The 16993-nt window shown below is 72.1% G+C and carries 12 protein-coding genes; 7 read left to right on the forward strand and 5 right to left on the reverse strand.

What is annotated here, in order from left to right:
* Nucleotides 1–190: 190 nt before the first annotated feature.
* Nucleotides 191–1324 carry a molecular chaperone DnaJ gene (gene dnaJ, locus ABD343_RS26095; protein ID WP_344531770.1) on the reverse strand — a complete coding sequence of 378 codons (1134 nt, stop codon included), beginning with the start codon at nt 1322–1324 and terminating at the stop codon, nt 191–193.
* Nucleotides 1325–2341 (reverse strand): heat-inducible transcriptional repressor HrcA, encoded by a 1017-nt coding sequence (gene hrcA / locus ABD343_RS26100; protein WP_344531771.1) that lies wholly within the window; start codon nt 2339–2341, stop codon nt 1325–1327.
* Between the two features lie 204 nt (nt 2342–2545).
* Here hrcA and ABD343_RS26105 point away from each other — a divergent pair, with 204 nt between their 5' ends.
* The 3 genes from ABD343_RS26105 (at nt 2546) to hemW (ending at nt 5496) form a co-directional block, all read left to right on the forward strand.
* Entirely contained in the window at nt 2546–3355 is an 810-nt protein-coding gene (locus ABD343_RS26105) for an MBL fold metallo-hydrolase (protein WP_344531772.1), read from the forward strand.
* Nucleotides 3356–3367: 12 nt separating this feature from the next.
* Nucleotides 3368–4204 (forward strand): DUF3097 domain-containing protein, encoded by an 837-nt coding sequence (locus ABD343_RS26110; RefSeq protein ID WP_344531773.1) that lies wholly within the window; start codon nt 3368–3370, stop codon nt 4202–4204.
* Between the two features lie 68 nt (nt 4205–4272).
* Nucleotides 4273–5496, forward strand: a complete 1224-nt coding sequence (gene hemW / locus ABD343_RS26115; protein WP_344531774.1) for a radical SAM family heme chaperone HemW — start codon at nt 4273–4275, stop codon at nt 5494–5496.
* A 371-nt stretch (nt 5497–5867) separates the two neighbouring features.
* Here hemW and ABD343_RS26120 read toward each other — a convergent pair whose 3' ends face one another.
* Entirely contained in the window at nt 5868–7697 is a 1830-nt protein-coding gene (locus tag ABD343_RS26120) for a SpoIIE family protein phosphatase (protein WP_344531775.1), read from the reverse strand.
* Nucleotides 7698–8183: 486 nt separating this feature from the next.
* On the opposite strand from ABD343_RS26120, the gene ABD343_RS26125 reads away from it, so the two are divergent.
* On the forward strand, nt 8184–10481 hold the full coding sequence (locus tag ABD343_RS26125) for an ATP-binding protein (protein WP_425578297.1): 2298 nt from the start codon (nt 8184–8186) through the stop codon (nt 10479–10481).
* Nucleotides 10478–11074: a response regulator gene (locus tag ABD343_RS26130; protein ID WP_344531777.1), complete on the forward strand. Its 597-nt coding sequence runs from the start codon at nt 10478–10480 to the stop codon at nt 11072–11074. The genes ABD343_RS26125 and ABD343_RS26130 overlap by 4 nt, the downstream gene beginning before the upstream one ends.
* Nucleotides 11075–11101: 27 nt before the next feature.
* On the opposite strand, the gene ABD343_RS26135 is transcribed toward ABD343_RS26130, so the two are convergent.
* Complete coding sequence (locus tag ABD343_RS26135) at nt 11102–12988, reverse strand: AMP-dependent synthetase/ligase (RefSeq protein ID WP_344531778.1); 1887 nt, start codon at nt 12986–12988, stop codon at nt 11102–11104.
* Nucleotides 12989–13147: 159 nt separating this feature from the next.
* Entirely contained in the window at nt 13148–15016 is a 1869-nt protein-coding gene (lepA, locus tag ABD343_RS26140) for a translation elongation factor 4 (RefSeq protein WP_344531779.1), read from the reverse strand.
* Between the two features lie 223 nt (nt 15017–15239).
* On the opposite strand from lepA, the gene rpsT reads away from it, so the two are divergent.
* Both rpsT and ABD343_RS26150 read left to right on the forward strand, forming a co-directional pair.
* Nucleotides 15240–15506 carry a 30S ribosomal protein S20 gene (gene rpsT, locus ABD343_RS26145; RefSeq protein WP_344531780.1) on the forward strand — a complete coding sequence of 89 codons (267 nt, stop codon included), beginning with the start codon at nt 15240–15242 and terminating at the stop codon, nt 15504–15506.
* Nucleotides 15507–15862: 356 nt separating this feature from the next.
* Nucleotides 15863–16897 carry a collagen-like domain-containing protein gene (locus tag ABD343_RS26150; protein ID WP_344531781.1) on the forward strand — a complete coding sequence of 345 codons (1035 nt, stop codon included), beginning with the start codon at nt 15863–15865 and terminating at the stop codon, nt 16895–16897.
* Nucleotides 16898–16993 lie beyond the last annotated feature (96 nt).

Genomic DNA, 16993 nt, shown 5'->3' on the forward strand with positions numbered 1-16993 from the left:
GCCCCCTCAGCGACCGTGGAACGCGTCCTTCAGGCGGGACTCCATCCCCCGGGGGACAACCCCCGGACCCCCGGCCGACGCGGCACACCCGCACCGCCTCAGCGACCGTTGAACGCGTCCTTCAGGCGGGACTCCACCCCCCGGGGGACAACCCCCGGACCCCCGGCCGACGCGGCACACCCGCACCCCCTCAGCGACCGTTGAACGCGTCCTTCAGGCGGGAGAAGAGACCCTGCTGTCCGGGTTGGAACTGGCCCGTCGGGCGTTCCTCGCCTCGGAGCTTGGCGAGGCGGCGGAGGAGTTCCTCCTGCTCGGGCTCCAGCTTGGTCGGGGTCGTGACCTCGACGTGGACGATGAGCTGGCCCCGGCCGCCGCCCCGCAGATGCGTGACGCCGCGCTCGTGCAGCGGGATCGACTGGCCCGACTGCGTGCCGGGACGGATGTCGATCTCCTCCACCCCGTCGAGCGTCTCCAGCGGCACCTTCGTGCCGAGCGAGGCCGCCGTCATCGGGATGGTGACCGTGCAGTGCAGGTCGTCGCCGCGGCGCTGGAACGTGGGGTGGGGGTTCTCGTGGATCTCCACGTAGAGGTCGCCTGCGGGGCCGCCGCCGGGGCCGACCTCGCCCTCGCCCGCGAGCTGGATCCGCGTCCCGTTGTCCACACCGGCCGGGATCTTGACCGTCAGGCTGCGCCGCGACCGCACCCGGCCGTCGCCCGCGCACTCCGGGCACGGGGTCGGGACGACCGTGCCGAAGCCTTGGCACTGAGGGCACGGGCGCGAGGTCATGACCTGGCCGAGGAACGAGCGGGTCACCTGGGAGACCTCGCCCCGGCCCCGGCACATGTCACAGGTCTGCGCCGAGGTGCCCGGCGCCGCGCCCTCGCCGCTGCACGTGGTGCAGACGACGGCCGTGTCGACCTGGATGTCCTTGGTGGTGCCGAACGCCGCCTCTTCGAGGTCGATGTCCAGCCGGATCATGGCGTCCTGGCCGCGGCGCGTGCGCGAGCGCGGGCCGCGCTGCGAGGCCGTGCCGAAGAAGGCGTCCATGATGTCGCTGAAGTTGCCGAATCCGGCGCCGAAGCCGCCCGCGCCACCGGCCGCCGCGCCCGAGGTCGGGTCGCCGCCGAGGTCGTAGACCTGCTTCTTCTGCGGGTCCGACAGCACCTCGTAGGCGGTGTTGATCTCCTTGAACCGCTCCTGGGTCTTCGGATCCGGGTTCACGTCCGGGTGCAGCTCGCGCGCGAGCCTGCGGAAGGCCTTCTTGATCTCGTCCTGCGAGGCGTCGCGCTGCACGCCGAGGACCGCGTAGTAGTCCGTCGCCACTTACGACTCCGCGAGGATCTGTCCGACGTACCGTGCCACTGCGCGTACAGCTCCCATCGTTCCGGGGTAGTCCATGCGGGTCGGTCCGACCACGCCGAGCTTGGCGACTGCTTCGTCGCCCGAACCGTAGCCGACCGAGACGACCGATGTGGAACTCAGTCCCTCATGGTGGTTCTCGTGCCCGATTCGTACGGTCATGCCCGAGTCGTTGGACTCCCCGAGCAGTTTGAGCAGCACGACCTGCTCCTCCAGCGCCTCCAGTACGGGGCGGATGGTGAGCGGGAAGTCGTGCCCGAAGCGGGTGAGATTGGCGGTGCCGCCGATCATCAGCCGCTCCTCCGTCTCCTCGACAAGGGTCTCCAGCAAAGTCGCCAGCACCGCGGAAATGGTTCCCCGGTCGTCGGCGTCGAATGCCTCGGGGAGGTCCTGGACGAGAGACGGCACCTCGGTGAAGCGCTGGCCCACCACCCGGCTGTTGAGCCTGGCACGCAGATCCGCCAGGACCGTTTCGCCGATCGGCGCCGGGCAGTCGATCATGCGCTGCTCGACCCGGCCCGTGTCGGTGATCAGCACCAGCATCAGCCGCGCGGGCGCGAGCGCCAGCAGCTCGACGTGCCGCACGGTCGAACGGGTCAGCGAGGGGTACTGCACGACGGCGACCTGGCGGGTGAGCTGGGCCAGCAGCCGCACCGTGCGCCCCACGACGTCGTCGAGGTCGACGGCGCCGTCGAGGAAGTTCTGGATCGCGCGCCGCTCCGGTGAGGACAGCGGCTTGACGCCCGCGAGCTTGTCGACGAAGAGGCGGTACCCCTTGTCGGTGGGGATGCGGCCCGCGCTGGTGTGGGGCTGGGCGATGTATCCCTCGTCCTCCAGCGCCGCCATGTCGTTACGGACAGTGGCCGGGGAGACCCTCAGGTTGTGCCGCTCGGTGAGCGCCTTGGAGCCGACGGGCTCCTCCGTGCCGACGTAGTCCTGGACGATGGCGCGGAGCACCTCAAGTCTGCGCTCGCTGAGCATGGCGCACACCTCCCGTCCGGCCGCTCTTCTCGTGTTCCGTCGTGCCGCCCCTGGCACTCTCCGCGGAGGAGTGCCAGCTTCCCTGTGCCAGTGTACGGCCGGTCACCACAGGCACGGCAAGGGCCGCCCGCTCGCGTCCGACGACGCTATCGCGCTCCTCGCCGCACGCGGGCGTGGCCGACCACGTGCGGTTAGCGTCGTCGTATGAAGGCGCATTGGGAAGACCGGGCGCAGGAACCGGGACGCGGAGACGGTGCCACGGGCGCCCCGGACGGCGGCACGGCGGACGGCACGGGGGACCGTACGGCCGAGGAGCGCTGGGAGCGGATCGCGCCCGGTGTGGCGCGGCGCAGGCTGCCGGTCTGGGACGCCACGGTCGGCGTCGTGACCGGGGACGACGGGGTCCTGGTGATCGACACCGGCTCCTCGCTGCGGGAGGGCGCGGCCGTCCGCGCGGACGTACGCGCCCTGTACGGCCGCGCTGTGACGCATATCGCGCTGACCCACCCGCACTTCGACCACGTGCTCGGCACGGCGGCGTTCGCCGGGGTGCAGGTCTACGGCGCCGTCGGCATGGACGAACTCCTCGCGCGCCGCAAGGACTCGCTCCGCGACGACGCCGTCCGGCACGGGCTCAGGCAGGACGAGGCGGCGGAGGCGACGGATGTGCTCGTACGGCCGCACCACCTGGTCTCCGGCGACATGACCGTCCCCCTGGGCGGCGGGCGCGAGGTGCTCCTCGCCAACCTCGGCCCCGCGCACTCGGGCCACGACCTGGTGGTGCTCGTGCCGGGGACGCCGGACGTGGTCTTCTGCGGCGACCTGGTGGAGGAGTCGGGCGAGCCCCAGGCCGGGCGCGACGCCCATCCCGCCCGCTGGCCCGAGGCGCTGGACCGGCTGCTGGCACTGGGCGGCGAGGAGGCGGTGTACGTACCGGGGCACGGCGCGCTGGTGGACGCGGCGTTCGTCCGGCGGCAACGGGACCGCCTCGCCCGCCGGTTCGACGCCGCATAGCAGAATGGCCCCATGCGCAACGACCGCTACCGCAGCCTCGACCTCACCCCGCCGTGGAAGCGGCGCAAGCCCGCCCCCGAGGTGCCCGCCGAGGCGGACCTCGTGGTGGAGGAGGTCACGACCGGGTTCTGCGGCGCGGTGATCCGCTGCGAGAAGACGGCCGGGGGCCCGACGGTCACCCTGGAGGACCGCTTCGGCAAGCACCGGGTCTTCCCGATGGAGCCCCGCGGCTTCCTGCTGGAGGGCAAGGTCGTGACGCTGGTCCGGCCGAGCGCCGCCGCCCCCGCGCCCTCGGGGCCGCGGCTCACCGCCTCCGGCTCGCTCGCCGTCCCCGGCGCGCGGGCGCGGGTGGCGCGGGCCGGGCGCATCTACGTCGAGGGGCGGCACGACGCCGAGCTGGTCGAGAAGGTGTGGGGCGACGACCTGCGCATCGAGGGCGTCGTCGTGGAGTACCTGGAGGGGGTGGACGACCTCCCCGCGATCGTCGACGCCTTCTCCCCCGGCCCCGACGCCCGCCTGGGCGTCCTGGTCGACCACCTGGTGCCGGGCTCGAAGGAGTCCCGTATCGCCGCCGAGGTCACGGGCGACGACGTCCTGGTCGTCGGCCACCCGTACATCGACATCTGGGAGGCCGTGAAGCCCTCCTCGCTCGGCATCCCCGCCTGGCCCCGCGTGCCCAAGGGCCAAGACTGGAAGACGGGCGTCTGCCGCGCGCTGGGCTGGCCGGAGAACACGGGCGCGGCCTGGAAGCGCGTCCTGGGCGCCGTCTCCACCTACAGGGACCTGGAGCCGGCGCTCCTGGGCCGCGTCGAAGAGCTGATCGACTTCGTCACCGCTCCGGCCGACTGACCGCTCCCGCCGACTGACCGCTCCGGCCGACTGGCGGGAACGGTCGTCGGGAGTGGTGCAATGGAGAGATGCCCTCCGCACTTCCCGACGGCGAGCCCGTGCCCGATGACGGGTCGCTCCCGCAGCGCGCCCTCGACGGCGCCGCCGACCGCCCCCTCGGCTTCTACCTGCACGTTCCGTACTGCGCCACGCGCTGCGGGTACTGCGACTTCAACACCTACACCGCCTCCGAGCTGGGCGGCACCTCGCGGGACGACTACGCGGCGACCGTCGTCGAGGAGATCCGGCTGGCCCGGAAGGTGCTGGGGGACGACCCCCGGCCCGTCGAGACCGTGTTCGTGGGCGGCGGTACGCCGACGCTGCTGGACCCCGCCGACCTGGGGCGGATGCTGGCGGCGGTCAAGGACGAGTTCGGGCTCGCCGACGGCGCCGAGGTGACGACCGAGGCCAACCCGGAGTCGGTGGGACCCGCCTCGCTCGCCGCGCTGCGGGAGGCGGGGTTCAACCGGATCTCGTTCGGAATGCAGAGCGCCCGGCAGCACGTGCTGCGGGTGCTGGACCGCACGCACACCCCGGGGCGCCCCGAGGCGTGCGTGGCGGAGGCGCGGGCGGCCGGATTCGGCCATGTGAACCTCGACCTGATCTACGGCACGCCCGGCGAGACCGACGACGACTGGCGGGCCTCGCTCGACGCGGCTCTCGGCGCGGGCCCCGACCACATCTCGGCGTACGCGCTGATCGTCGAGGAGGGCACGCAGCTCGCACGCCGCATCCGCCGGGGCGAGGTCCCGATGACGGACGACGACGTGCACGCGGACCGCTATCTGCTGGCCGAGGAACGACTGTCGGCGGCGGGCATGGAGTGGTACGAGGTGTCCAACTGGGCCACCGCGGACGACCGATCGGCCCGCTGCAGACACAACGAGCTGTACTGGACGGGCGCCGACTGGTGGGGCGCCGGTCCCGGCGCGCACAGCCATGTCGGGGGCGTGCGGTGGTGGAACGTCAAGCACCCCGCCGCGTACGCGCGCGCCCTGGCCGAGGGGCGCTCGCCGGGCGCCGGACGCGAGGTCCTCACGGACGAGGACCGGCGCGTGGAGCGCGTCCTGCTGGAGCTGCGCCTCTCCCAGGGCTGCCCGCTCTCCCTCCTCGCCCCCACGGGCGCCGAGGCGGCACACCGCGCCCGGGACGAGGGCCTGCTGGAGCCGGAGCCGTACGAGCGCGGGCACGCCGTCCTCACCCTCCGCGGCCGCCTCCTGGCCGACGCGGTGGTCCGCGACCTGGTGGACTGACCCGCGCGGACGCGCCCCGAAGGGGCGCGGGGAACTGCGCGACCGGCCACGACGCAGCCGCACCCCGCAAGGCACAGGCGGGGGCAGCCACGGTCGTGCCGGGCACCGACCGTGCCCCGAAGGGGCGCGGGGAACTGCGCGACCGGCCACAACGCGGTCGCGCCCCGCAAAGCACAGGCAGGGGCACCCCGTGCCCGGGCACAACGGCACCAGCCGCACCCCGCGAGGCACAGGCAGGGGGACCCCCGGGGGCCCGCACCGGGCGGCAGCCCGCAAAGCACAGGCGGGGGGGGCACCCCAGTCCCGGCCCCCGGCACAGGGCGCAGCCCGAAAGGCACAGGGCGCACCGGAATGCGCCGGGCAGGCCCTGTTCAGGCAGGAGCCCTCAGCACAAGCAGCGCGAGGTCGTCCGTCGGGCGGCCCGGGGCGAAGTCGTGGACCGCGCGCCGGACGCGCTCGGCCGTGGCCGCCGCGTCCAGGCCCTCGCAGGTGCCGAGGACGGTCGCGAGGCCGTCGCCGTCGTCGAACAGCCGCCTCCCGGACCGCCGTTCGGTCACGCCGTCGGTGACGCACAGCATCGTGTCGCCCGGCTGGAGCGTGAAGAGCTGGCAGTCGTAGGCGACGTCCCGCATCACGCCGAGCAGGATCTGCGGCAGCGCCGCGACCCGCACTCCCCCGGCGGCGTCCCGGATCAGCGGCAGCGGGTGGCCCGCGCAGACCACGGAGCAGTCCACGCCGCCCTCGTCCTCGGGGCGGAAGGACAGCTCGCCGTAGAGGAGCGAGAGGAAGCGTGCCTGCTCGCCGATCTCCCGGTTGAGCCGGTCCATGGTCTCGGTGACGGAGAAGCCCTCGCGTGCGAGCAGCCGCAGGACGGGGCGGGCGAGGCCGGTCACCACGGCGGCCTCGGGGCCGTTGCCCTGCACGTCGCCGAGGGCGAAGCGCCAGCGGCCGTCGGGGAGTTCGAGCAGATCGTAGAAGTCGCCGCCGGCCCAGGCCCCCTCGCCCGAGGGCTCGTAGACGACTGCCGTGTCCAGGCCCGGGATCGCCGCCTCGCCGCTGGGCAGGAGGCCGCGCTGGAGGATCTGGCTGATGGTGGCCTGGCGCGTGTAGCGGCGCGCGGAGAGCACGGCGAGCGCCACCCGGCGCGCGAAGTCCTCGATGAGGCCCATCACTTCGTCGGGGATGCGCAGCAGGCCCGCACGGCCGATCAGAAGCGTGCCGACGACCCGTCCGCCGACGACCAGGCGGCACGCGGCGGACGCGCCGCCCGGCGCGGTCGAGGCCGCGCCCGTGGGCCACCGCCAGGGCAGCGCCTGCCCGGGAAGGGAGCGGGCGGTCAGCGCAGGCGGGTCCTTCTGCAGCTCGGCCCGCAACTCCTCGATGCGGTCCTCCTGCGCGTGCCAGACCCGGGCCAGCCGGGGGACGGCCCCCTCGTCCGGGTCCTCCAGCCACACGGCGCACCAGTCGGCGAACCGGGGCACCATCAACTGGCCCGCCAGCGAGGCCACCTTGTCCTCGTCGGTGTGACCAGCGAGCAGGTCGGACGCCTCGGCGAGGAAGGAGAGCGCCCCATGGCTGGTCCACTCCGCCGCCGCGTACGGCCGCGTGAGGCGGGGCGCCCGGTGCTCTCCCGGCGCGCGGGGCCCGTGCCCCGGCGCGAGGTATCCGGCGTGCCCCAGCTCCGCGCCGCCGTCCTCGTCGTCGTGGTACGACCCGTGCGGGCCCCGTCCGGCGGGCCCCAGCCGGAACCAGACGGTCTTGCGGTCCTTCCGGTAGCTGATCCCCCACTCCTTGGCGAGCGCCGAGATCAACCGCAGGCCGTAGCCGTGCCCCTCGTCGGCGCGCGCGAGGACCGCGCGCGCCGGGTGGCGGTCGGAGACCTCGGCGACGAGTATCCCGTTCGCCTGGCGGCACTCCAGGTCGACGGCGGTGCCCGCGTGCACGACGGCGTTCGTCACCAGCTCGCTGACGAGCAGGACCGCGTCGTCCACCAGCATGCCGCGCAGCCCCCACTCGCGGAGCGCGGCCTCGACGAAGCTGCGCGCGGCGGCCGCCGCCAGCGCGTTGCCCGGCAGTTCCGTGCACGCGCTGCGGACCGTGCCGCCCGGCTCGCGTGCTCCCGGAACGCGTGATTCCCCCTGGAGCGCGGCGTCGCCCGGCCCTCTGGCCCGGCCTTCCTCCCCGCGCCTCCTGGCTCCCATCCCCACCGCTGCTCCCCAAAGTTCTGCCATTGCGCTCAGCGCAGTAGGGCAAGAGTGACAGACTGGGCGCGCTCATACGCACCGAGTAACGGAAGTGGTGGGAATTGAGCCATGTCTGCCCTGCCTTCCGAGTCTTCCGGACCGTCCGTCCCGTCCGCCCCGTCCGCGCCGCTTGTCCATCCTGTGCTGACCACTCTGCGGTCGCTGTGCGAGGGGGACTTCCGGGCGCGCGTCGCGGCGGACGACGTATCGCACAGCGCCGCCGGGCCGGACGGTGTCACGCCAGGCCGCGCCGCGGCCCCGGTGCCCGGGGAGGACACCGGCGGCGCTCCCCACGACCTCGGCCAGGACCGGGCGTTGGCCGATGCCGTGAACTGTCTGGCCGCCCGGCTCCAGCACCTCGCCTCCGAACTGGTGCGCGTGAAGCTGGAGGTGATCCGGCACGGGCGGCTGGACGAGCGGATCACCGCGAGCCCCGGCCCGGGCATGTGGGCGGACAGCGTGGACGCGGCCAACGCGCTGCTGGACGCGGTCACCTACCCCATCGCCGAGGCCACCAGGGTGCTCACCGCCGTCGCCGAGGGCGACCTCTCGCAGCGCATCGAGCAGTACGACGGCCACCGTCCCGTCCGCGGCGAACTGCGCCGCCTGGGCCGCACCGTGAACCGTGTGACGGGCCAACTGGCGCTCTTCACCAGCGAGGTGACGCGCGCCGGGCGCGAGGAGGACACGGAGACCGAACGCCCGCCGCAGCCGCACACCTCGCTGCGCGGCCTGTCGGGGAGCTGGCGCGACGCCGCAGAGGCGGTCAACCGCATGGTCTCGGACCTGCGCGAGACGACCCGTGCCAAGGAGTGGCTGGAGTCCAACCTGACCCGGCTCGCCGCGCTGATGCAGGGCCGCAGGGACATCAGGGACGTCGCCGAGATGATCATGCGGGAGCTTCCGCCGCTGGTCAGCGCCCAGTACGGCGCGCTGTACCTCTCCGGTGACCTCGCGGCGCGGCCGGAGGCGGCCGGCGGCCCCAGGGGCGCGGGCGCGGACGGACGCGCCCCGGCGTTCCCGCCCGTCCCGGCGGCCCCGGCCGCCCCGACGGTCCCGGCGGCGCGGCGGGAGCAGGGCGGCCCGCCCCGGCTCTCGTACGTCGCGGGGTACGGCACCTCGGCGTTCGAGCAGGACGCGCGGCTGGTGCCGGGGGCTCCGGGACAGGGGCTGGTGGCGCAGGTCGCGGCGCAGAAGCGGCGGCTGCTGCTGACGGACGTACCGACCGGCTATCTGCCCATCGCCTCGGGCCTGGGCTCCGCTCCCCCGGCGTGCGTGGTGATCCTCCCGCTGATGTACCAGGACCGGGTGCTGGGGGTGCTCGAACTCGCCTCCTTCAGCCCGTTCAGCGACATCCATCTCGCCTTTTTCGACCAGTTCATGCACACGATGGGCGTGGCCCTGCACACCATCCGCGCGAACACCGAGCTGTCGGAGAAGGCGGCGCTGCTGGCGGCCTCGTCCGAGTACAAGACGCAGTTCCTCGCGAACATGTCGCACGAGCTGCGCACTCCGCTCAACTCCCTGCTCGTCCTGGCCCGGCTGCTCGCCGACAACGAGTCGGGCAACCTCTCGGACGAGGAGGTCCGCTTCGCGCAGACCATCCACCGCTCCGGCACCGACCTGCTCCAGCTCATCAACGACGTCCTGGACCTCTCGACCGTCGAGGCGGGCCGGATGGAGGTGCGTCCGCAGCGGCTGGCGCTGCTCAAGCTGCTGACGTACGTGCACGACACCGCGCGCCCCCTCGCGCTGAGCCGGGGGCTCGGCTTCACGGTGGACGTGGCCGACACCGTCCCGCGCGAGCTGTACAGCGACGAGCGGCGGATCCAGCAGGTGCTGCGCAATCTGCTCTCGAACGCCTTCAAGTTCACATCCGAGGGCCGCGTCGAACTCCGGGTCACCGCCGCGGAGGTGGCCGGGCAGGGCGCCGTGGCCTTCACCGTCAGCGACACGGGCATCGGCATCGCGCCCGAGCGGCTGGCGCGGATCTTCGAGGCGTTCCAGCAGGGCGACCGCTCCACGCACCGTACGTACGGCGGCACGGGCCTCGGCCTCTCCATCAGCCAGGAGATCGCCACCCTGCTCGGCGGCCGGATCACGGTGGAGAGCGCGCAGGACGAGGGCAGCACCTTCACGTTCACCGTCCCCGCGGCGCTGCCCGAGGGCGGCGGCCTCCCGGATCCGGTCGTGAACGGTGTCCTGGGCAGAGCCGTCCGCGGCGACAGGCCCGCGGAAGCCGGGAACGGCGCCGGAGATGGGCCCCGGGGTGGTTCCGGGGGTGGTCCCGGGGAGCGCGGCGTCGCGAGTCTCGCTCCCTGGCAACAGGGACGGGCGAGCGAGGTACTGTCGGGCGTACGGGTGCTCGTCGTGGACGACGACATCCGCAACGTCTTCGCGCTCACGCACGTGTTGGGCCGCGTCGGCATGTCCGTGCGCTACGCGGAGAACGGCCGCGAGGGCATCGAGACCCTGGTGGCGGACCCCGCCGTGGATCTCGTGCTGATGGACATCATGATGCCGGAGCTGGACGGCTACGAGGCGATCCGTACGCTCCGCGCCGACCCGCGCTTCGCCCATCTGCCCGTCGTCGCGCTCACCGCGCAGGCCATGCCGGGCGACGACGAGCAGTCACTGACCTCCGGGGCGTCCGCGTACGTGCCCAAGCCTGTTGACATCGACCGGCTGCTGGGTACGGTGCTCGCCCTGCTCGATCCACACTCCTCCACGGAGAGGCGATGACCACCGGTATCACCGGCCGTACGGCCCCCCGCGACCTGGACGCCAGCATCCTGCTGGTCGACGACATGGAGGACAATCTCGTCGCGCTGGAGGCGGTGCTCGCCGCGCTCCAGGTGCCCCTGGTGCGCGCGGAATCGGGCGAGGAGGCGATGAAGGCGCTGCTGCGGCAGGACTTCGCCGTCGTCCTTCTGGATGTCCTGATGCCGGGGATGAACGGCTTCGAGACCGCCTCGCACATCAAGCGGCTCGACCAGACCAAGGACATCCCGATCATCTTCCTGACCGGCGCCGAGACGGCGAACGACCCGGGATACGCGTTCCGGGGGTACGCGACGGGGGCGGTGGACTACCTCACCAAGCCCTTCGACCCCTGGGTGCTGCGCACCAAGGTCGCCGTCTTCCTCGAACTGCACCGCAAGAACCGCCAGTTGCAGGAGCTGCTCGACGACGAGCAGCACCGGCTGGACGAGTTCGCGCGGCGCCTGGCGGACGTCGAGCGGCAGCTCGCGGAGGACACGGAGACCGCGGCGCTCGCCGGAAGCATCGCCGAACTGGCCGACGCGCTGCACGAACTGCGCGGCGAGGACCGCTGAGAGTTCCCCGCCGCGCTGGGCGTGCGGCTACTTCTCGCGCGCGCCCTCGTACATCTCCTCGATCAGCCCGGCGAACTCCCGCTCGACCACGGGCCGCTTGAGCTTGAGGCTCGGGGTCAGCTCGCCGTGCTCGATGTCGAGGTCGCGCGGCAGGACGCGGAACTTCTTGATCGTCTGCCACCGCTGGAGCCCGGCGTTCAGCTCCTCGACGTAGCCGTCGATGAGCGAGCGCACCTCCTCGGAGGCCACGACCTCCGCGTACGGCTTGCCCTTGAGGGCCTCCTGCTGCTCCGCCCAGCTCATCAGGGACGGCTCGTCGAGGGCGATGAGCGCGGTGCAGTAGTTCCGGTCGGCGCCGTGGACGAGGATGTTGGAGACGTACGGACAGATCGCCTTGAACTGCCCCTCGACCTCGGTGGGCGCGATGTACTTGCCGCCGGAGGTCTTGATCAGGTCCTTCTTGCGGTCGGTGATCTTGAGGTAGCCGTCGTCGGACAGCTCGCCGATGTCGCCGGTGTGGAACCAGCCGTCCTCCTCCAGGACCTCGGCGGTCTTCTCCGGCAGCCCGTGGTAGCCCTGCATGATGCTGGCGCCGCGCAGCAGGATCTCGCCGTCGTCGGCGATGCGCACCTCGACGCCGGGGAACGGCTTGCCGACGGTGCCCGTGCGGTACGTGTCGTGGCGGTTGGCGAAGCTCGCGGCGGAGCTCTCGGTGAGCCCGTAGGCCTCCAGGACGGGGACTCCGGCGCCGGCGAAGAAGTAGCCCAGGTCGGGCGCGAGCGCGGCGGAGCCGGAGATGCAGCCGACCATGCGGCCGCCGAACGCCTCGCGCAGCTTGCTGTAGACCAGCCGGTCGGCGATGGCGTGCTTCATCTTCAGCCCGGTGGGGGCGACGGGCTCGCCGGTGCGGCGCTGGTTGTCCTGGACGGTCTTCGCGTACTCGCGGGCGACCTCGGCGGCCCACTGGAAGATCTTGTACTTCGCGTTGCCCCCGGCGCGGGCCTTCTGCGCGACGCCGTTGTAGACCTTCTCGAAGATCCGCGGGACGCCGCACATCTTCGTCGGCTGGACGACCGGCAGATTCTCGATGATCTTGTCGATCCGGCCGTCGACGGCCATGACATGGCCGACCTCGATGTGCGCGGAGATCAGCACCTTGCCGAAGACGTGCGCGAGCGGCAGCCACAGGTACTGCACGTCCTCGGGGCCGATCAGCTCGGTCTGCCGGATCGACTTGGCCATGAACGACCAGGCATCGTGCGGCAGCCGTACGCCCTTGGGCTTGCCGGTGGTGCCCGAGGTGTAGATGAGGGTGGCGAGCTGGTCCGCGCGGAGCGCGCGGCAGGTGTCGCGGACGGCGTCCGGGCTCTTCTCCAGGTACGCGGCGCCGCGCCGCTCCAGCTCGGCGAGGCTGAGCGCCCAGCCGTCCCGCGCGTCCTCCTCCGGGACCTCGCCCTCGATCAGCACGACGTGGGCCAGGTCGGGAAGGTCGGCGCGGTGCGCGCGGACCTTGGCGAGCTGCGCCACGTTCTCCGCGAGCAGCACCCGGCTCTCGGAGTCGGAGAGGATGTAGACCGTCTCCTCCTCGTTGGTGCTCGGGTAGACGGTGGTCGTGGCCGCGCCCGCGCACAGGATGCCGAGGTCGCATAGGATCCACTCGACGCGGGTGGCACAGGCGATGCCGACCCGCTCCTCGGGCCGTACGCCCAGGTCCATCAGCCCGGCCGCGATGGCGAACACGCGCTCGGCGGCCTGGCTCCAGGAGTACGAACGCCACTCGTCGGGCCCCTCGCCCGAGGCCGGGGGCACGGGATAGCGGAACGACTCGGCGTCGGGGGTGGCCTCGACGCGTTCCAGGAAGAGCGTCGCCACGGAGGGCGGCCGGTTCTCGATCAGGGACTGTGTGTCGCTCACGCCATCCTCCGGGGCCCGCATCCTGTCTGGTTGACTCAGGCTAATTGACTCACGAGTAACTACTGAGCAGTGATCAGACTAGAGGCCGCAGCCCCCGTACGTAAGGGGCTGCGGCCGGGTCTGTGAAGGGCGTGCCGAACGAGGCGACTACTTCTGCGGCTACTTCTTCGCCTTGGCCTCGCCGGCGCTGTCGTCGGACGAGAGCGCCGCGATGAACGCCTCCTGGGGCACCTCCACGCGCCCCACGACCTTCATCCGCTTCTTGCCTTCCTTCTGCTTCTCCAGCAGCTTCCGCTTACGGGAGATGTCACCGCCGTAGCACTTCGCGAGGACGTCCTTGCGGATGGCGCGGATGGTCTCGCGGGCGATCACGCGGGCGCCGATGGCCGCCTGGATGGGCACCTCGAACTGCTGCCGGGGGATCAGTTCCCGCAGCTTGTTCGCCATCCGCGTCCCGTACGCGTACGCCTTCTCCTTGTGGACGATCGCGGAGAACGCGTCGACCTTGTCGCCCTGGAGCAGGATGTCGACCTTGACCAGGTCGGCGGTCTGCTCGCCCGTCGGCTCGTAGTCCAGCGAGGCGTAGCCGCGGGTCTTGGACTTCAGCGCGTCGAAGAAGTCGAAGACGATCTCGGCGAGCGGCAGCGTGTAGCGCAGCTCGACGCGGTCCTCGGAGAGATAGTCCATCCCGAGCATGCTGCCGCGCCGCCCCTGGCACAGCTCCATGATCGCGCCGATGAACTCGCTGGGCGCGATGAGCGTGGCCTTCACGACCGGCTCGTGCACCGTGTCGATCTTGCCGGTGGGGAACTCGCTGGGGTTGGTCACCAGGTGCTCGGTGCCGTCCTCCATGTCCACGCGGTAGATCACGTTGGGCGCGGTGGCGATCAGGTCGAGGCCGAACTCGCGCTCCAGGCGCTCACGGATGACCTCCAGGTGCAGCAGGCCGAGGAAGCCCACGCGGAAGCCGAAGCCGAGCGCCGCCGAGGTCTCGGGCTCGTACGTCAGCGCCGCGTCGTTGAGCAGCAGCTTGTCGAGCGCGTCGCGCAGCTCGGGGTAGTCCGAGCCGTCGAGCGGATACAGGCCCGAGAAGACCATCGGCTTCGGGTCCTTGTAACCCGGCAGCGGGTTCTCGGCGCCCTTGGAGAGCTGGGTGATCGTGTCGCCGACCTTGGACTGACGGACGTCCTTCACGCCGGTGATCAGATAGCCGACCTCGCCCACGCCCAGGCCGTCGGCCGGGGTCATCTCCGGGGAGTTCGTCCCGATCTCCAGCAGCTCGTGGGTGGCGCCCGTCGACATCATCCGGATGCGCTCGCGCTTGCTGAGCTTGCCGTCGACAACCTTCACGTACGTGACCACGCCCCGGTACGCGTCGTAGACCGAGTCGAAGATCATCGCGCGGGCCGGCGCGTCCGCGACGCCGACCGGCGGCGTGACCTGGCGCACGACCTCGTCGAGCAGCTCCTCGACGCCCTCGCCCGTCTTCGCGGAGACCTTCAGCACGTCCCCGGGCTCGCAGCCGATGAGGTGCGCCAGCTCGGCGGCGAACTTCTCGGGCTGCGCGGCCGGAAGATCGATCTTGTTGAGCACCGGGATGATCGTGAGGTCGTGCTCCATCGCCAGGTACAGATTCGCGAGGGTCTGCGCCTCGATGCCCTGCGCAGCGTCGACCAGCAGGATGCAGCCCTCACAGGCCGCGAGGGAACGCGAGACCTCGTAGGTGAAGTCGACGTGCCCCGGGGTGTCGATCATGTTGAGGATGTGCGGCGTCCCCGCGTCCTCGCTCGGCGCCCACGGCATCCGTACCGCCTGGGACTTGATCGTGATGCCGCGCTCGCGCTCGATGTCCATGCGGTCGAGGTACTGCGCGCGCATCTGCCGCTGCTCGACCACGCCCGTGAGCTGGAGCATCCGGTCAGCAAGCGTCGACTTTCCGTGGTCGATGTGCGCGATGATGCAGAAATTACGGATCAGCGCCGGGTCGGTACGGCTCGGCTCCGGCGCGTTCGAAGGGGTCGCGGGCACGCAGTGTCCTGTCGGGTCTGGTCTGTCGGGTCGGGGCTGTGATGCTGTATGGAGCTGTATGTCGCCCCTCCATCGTCCCATGCGCCGGGGGCGCGGACCGGATTGGGAGGGTGGAAGCCCTGCTGGTAGCCTGGGCGACTGTGCCTTATGGCACTCACCAGGTGCCTCGTCCGTCAGGACGGGGTGCCGAGACGGAAGAATCCCGAACCGTAAAGGCTCATTCGTGGCGAACATCAAGTCCCAGATCAAGCGGATCAAGACCAACGAGAAGGCCCGCCAGCGCAACAAGGCGGTCAAGTCCGAGCTGAAGACCGCGATCCGTCGCACCCGCGAGGCCGTGGCCGCCGGTGACGCGACCAAGGCCGCCGAGGCGCAGAAGGTCGCGGCGAAGAAGCTCGACAAGGCCGCCAGCAAGGGTGTGCTGCACAAGAACAACGCGGCCAACAAGAAGGCGGCGCTCGCCAAGCACGTCGCCTCGCTCAACGGCTGACCTTCCGCTTGCCGCTCCGGCACACCTCCGGCGGGCCCTCTCTCATCCGCCCCGTGCCCGAGCTCGTGATCGACCCGGCACCGCACGCGGCCTGCGTTCGCCACGCGGGTGCGGTGTCCACAGCGTGACCCCGAGACCCCGTCTCCGCCCTTTCCCCAGGGCTGGAGGCGGGGTCTCGGGCATGCGTGGGTACGTTTACTGTCATGTCGCATCCGGGGGAGCATCCGCATTCGGGCCGACCGGACGAGCCGGACCGGCCGGGCCGCCATGGCGGTGGGCCGGACCGTGCCGGTGGGCCGGGGCAGGCCGGGAGGCCGGGGGGTGCCGGTGGACCGGACCATGCCGGGGGGCCGGGAATGGCTGGTCAGCCGGGCCGGACCGGAGGGCCGGAGCCCACCGGGCAGCCGAGCTATCTGGGGCCGCCGCTCCAGCAGGGGCCGCCGCTCCAGCAGGGGCCGCCGGGGCATCCGGGCCAGGCCGGGCAGACCGGGGGGCCGGAGCCCACGGGACAGCCGAGCTACCTGGGGCCGCCCCTTCAGCCAGGTCAGGGGCAGGGTCAGCAGGGGCAGCCGAGTGCCGGGAACCCCTACACACAGCCGCTGGGCCAGGCCGTGGCCGCACCGGGCGGGCCTCAGCAGACGCCGCTCCCCGGAGCGCCGCCGGGCCCCTACGGTCCGTACACCGGCTCCCAGGCGGCGTACGCGCAGGGCTCCCCCGGAACGGTGCCGCTGGCGGCCGTACGCTCGCGCCGGAAGGTGCCCGGCTGGGCCTGGGCGCTCGGCGGAGCGCTGCTCGCCTCGGCCGTGTGGGCCGGGTCCCTGCTGGCGACCGGCGGCTTCGAGGAGAGCGGCTCCGGGGACGGCAAGGCCGACCTCGCCGGATACTCCTTCCCCTCCGACATGTGCGAGCCCTTCGACCGCTCGGCCCTCGCCGCCCGCTACTCGGAGGAGAGCGGCGACCCCACCTCGTACCGCTCGAAGGACCCCGCGCTCTCCTCCGCCTACTGCGGCGTCACGTTGAAGTCCTCGGGCTCGGACACCGCACGCACCTATGTGAACTTCACCGGCGACTGGCACAAGAAGACCGACCCCGAGCCGGAGTTCGCCCCCCGTCTGAAGGCGTACACGGACCGGAGCGACGACACCTCGGTCTACCGGGTCCGGCAGATCGGCGGGATCGGCGACGAGGCGTTCCTGGTCGTGGACAAGTCGCAGGGCGGGGACACCGTGCGCTGGGCCCGGCTCGCCGTACGGGACGGCTGGTTCGAGGGCGCCCTGGAGTGGAGCAACTACGCGTCGGGCCCCAATGACGGGGAGTCGCTCTCCGAGACGGAGCTGCGGACGCTGATGACCACCGACATGAAGGCGACACTGGACGCCCTCAAGAAGTGACGCCGCCCGCACCCGGAGCGCCGGCCCACGGACCGCCCGCGCCACCGCCTCTGCCGCCGTGTCCGCCGCTGCCGCCGCCTCCGGCGTGAGCGGCGG

Origin of the sequence: Streptomyces albiaxialis (genome assembly GCF_039530985.1) — a bacterium.
GTDB classification, from domain to species: domain Bacteria; phylum Actinomycetota; class Actinomycetes; order Streptomycetales; family Streptomycetaceae; genus Streptomyces; species Streptomyces albiaxialis.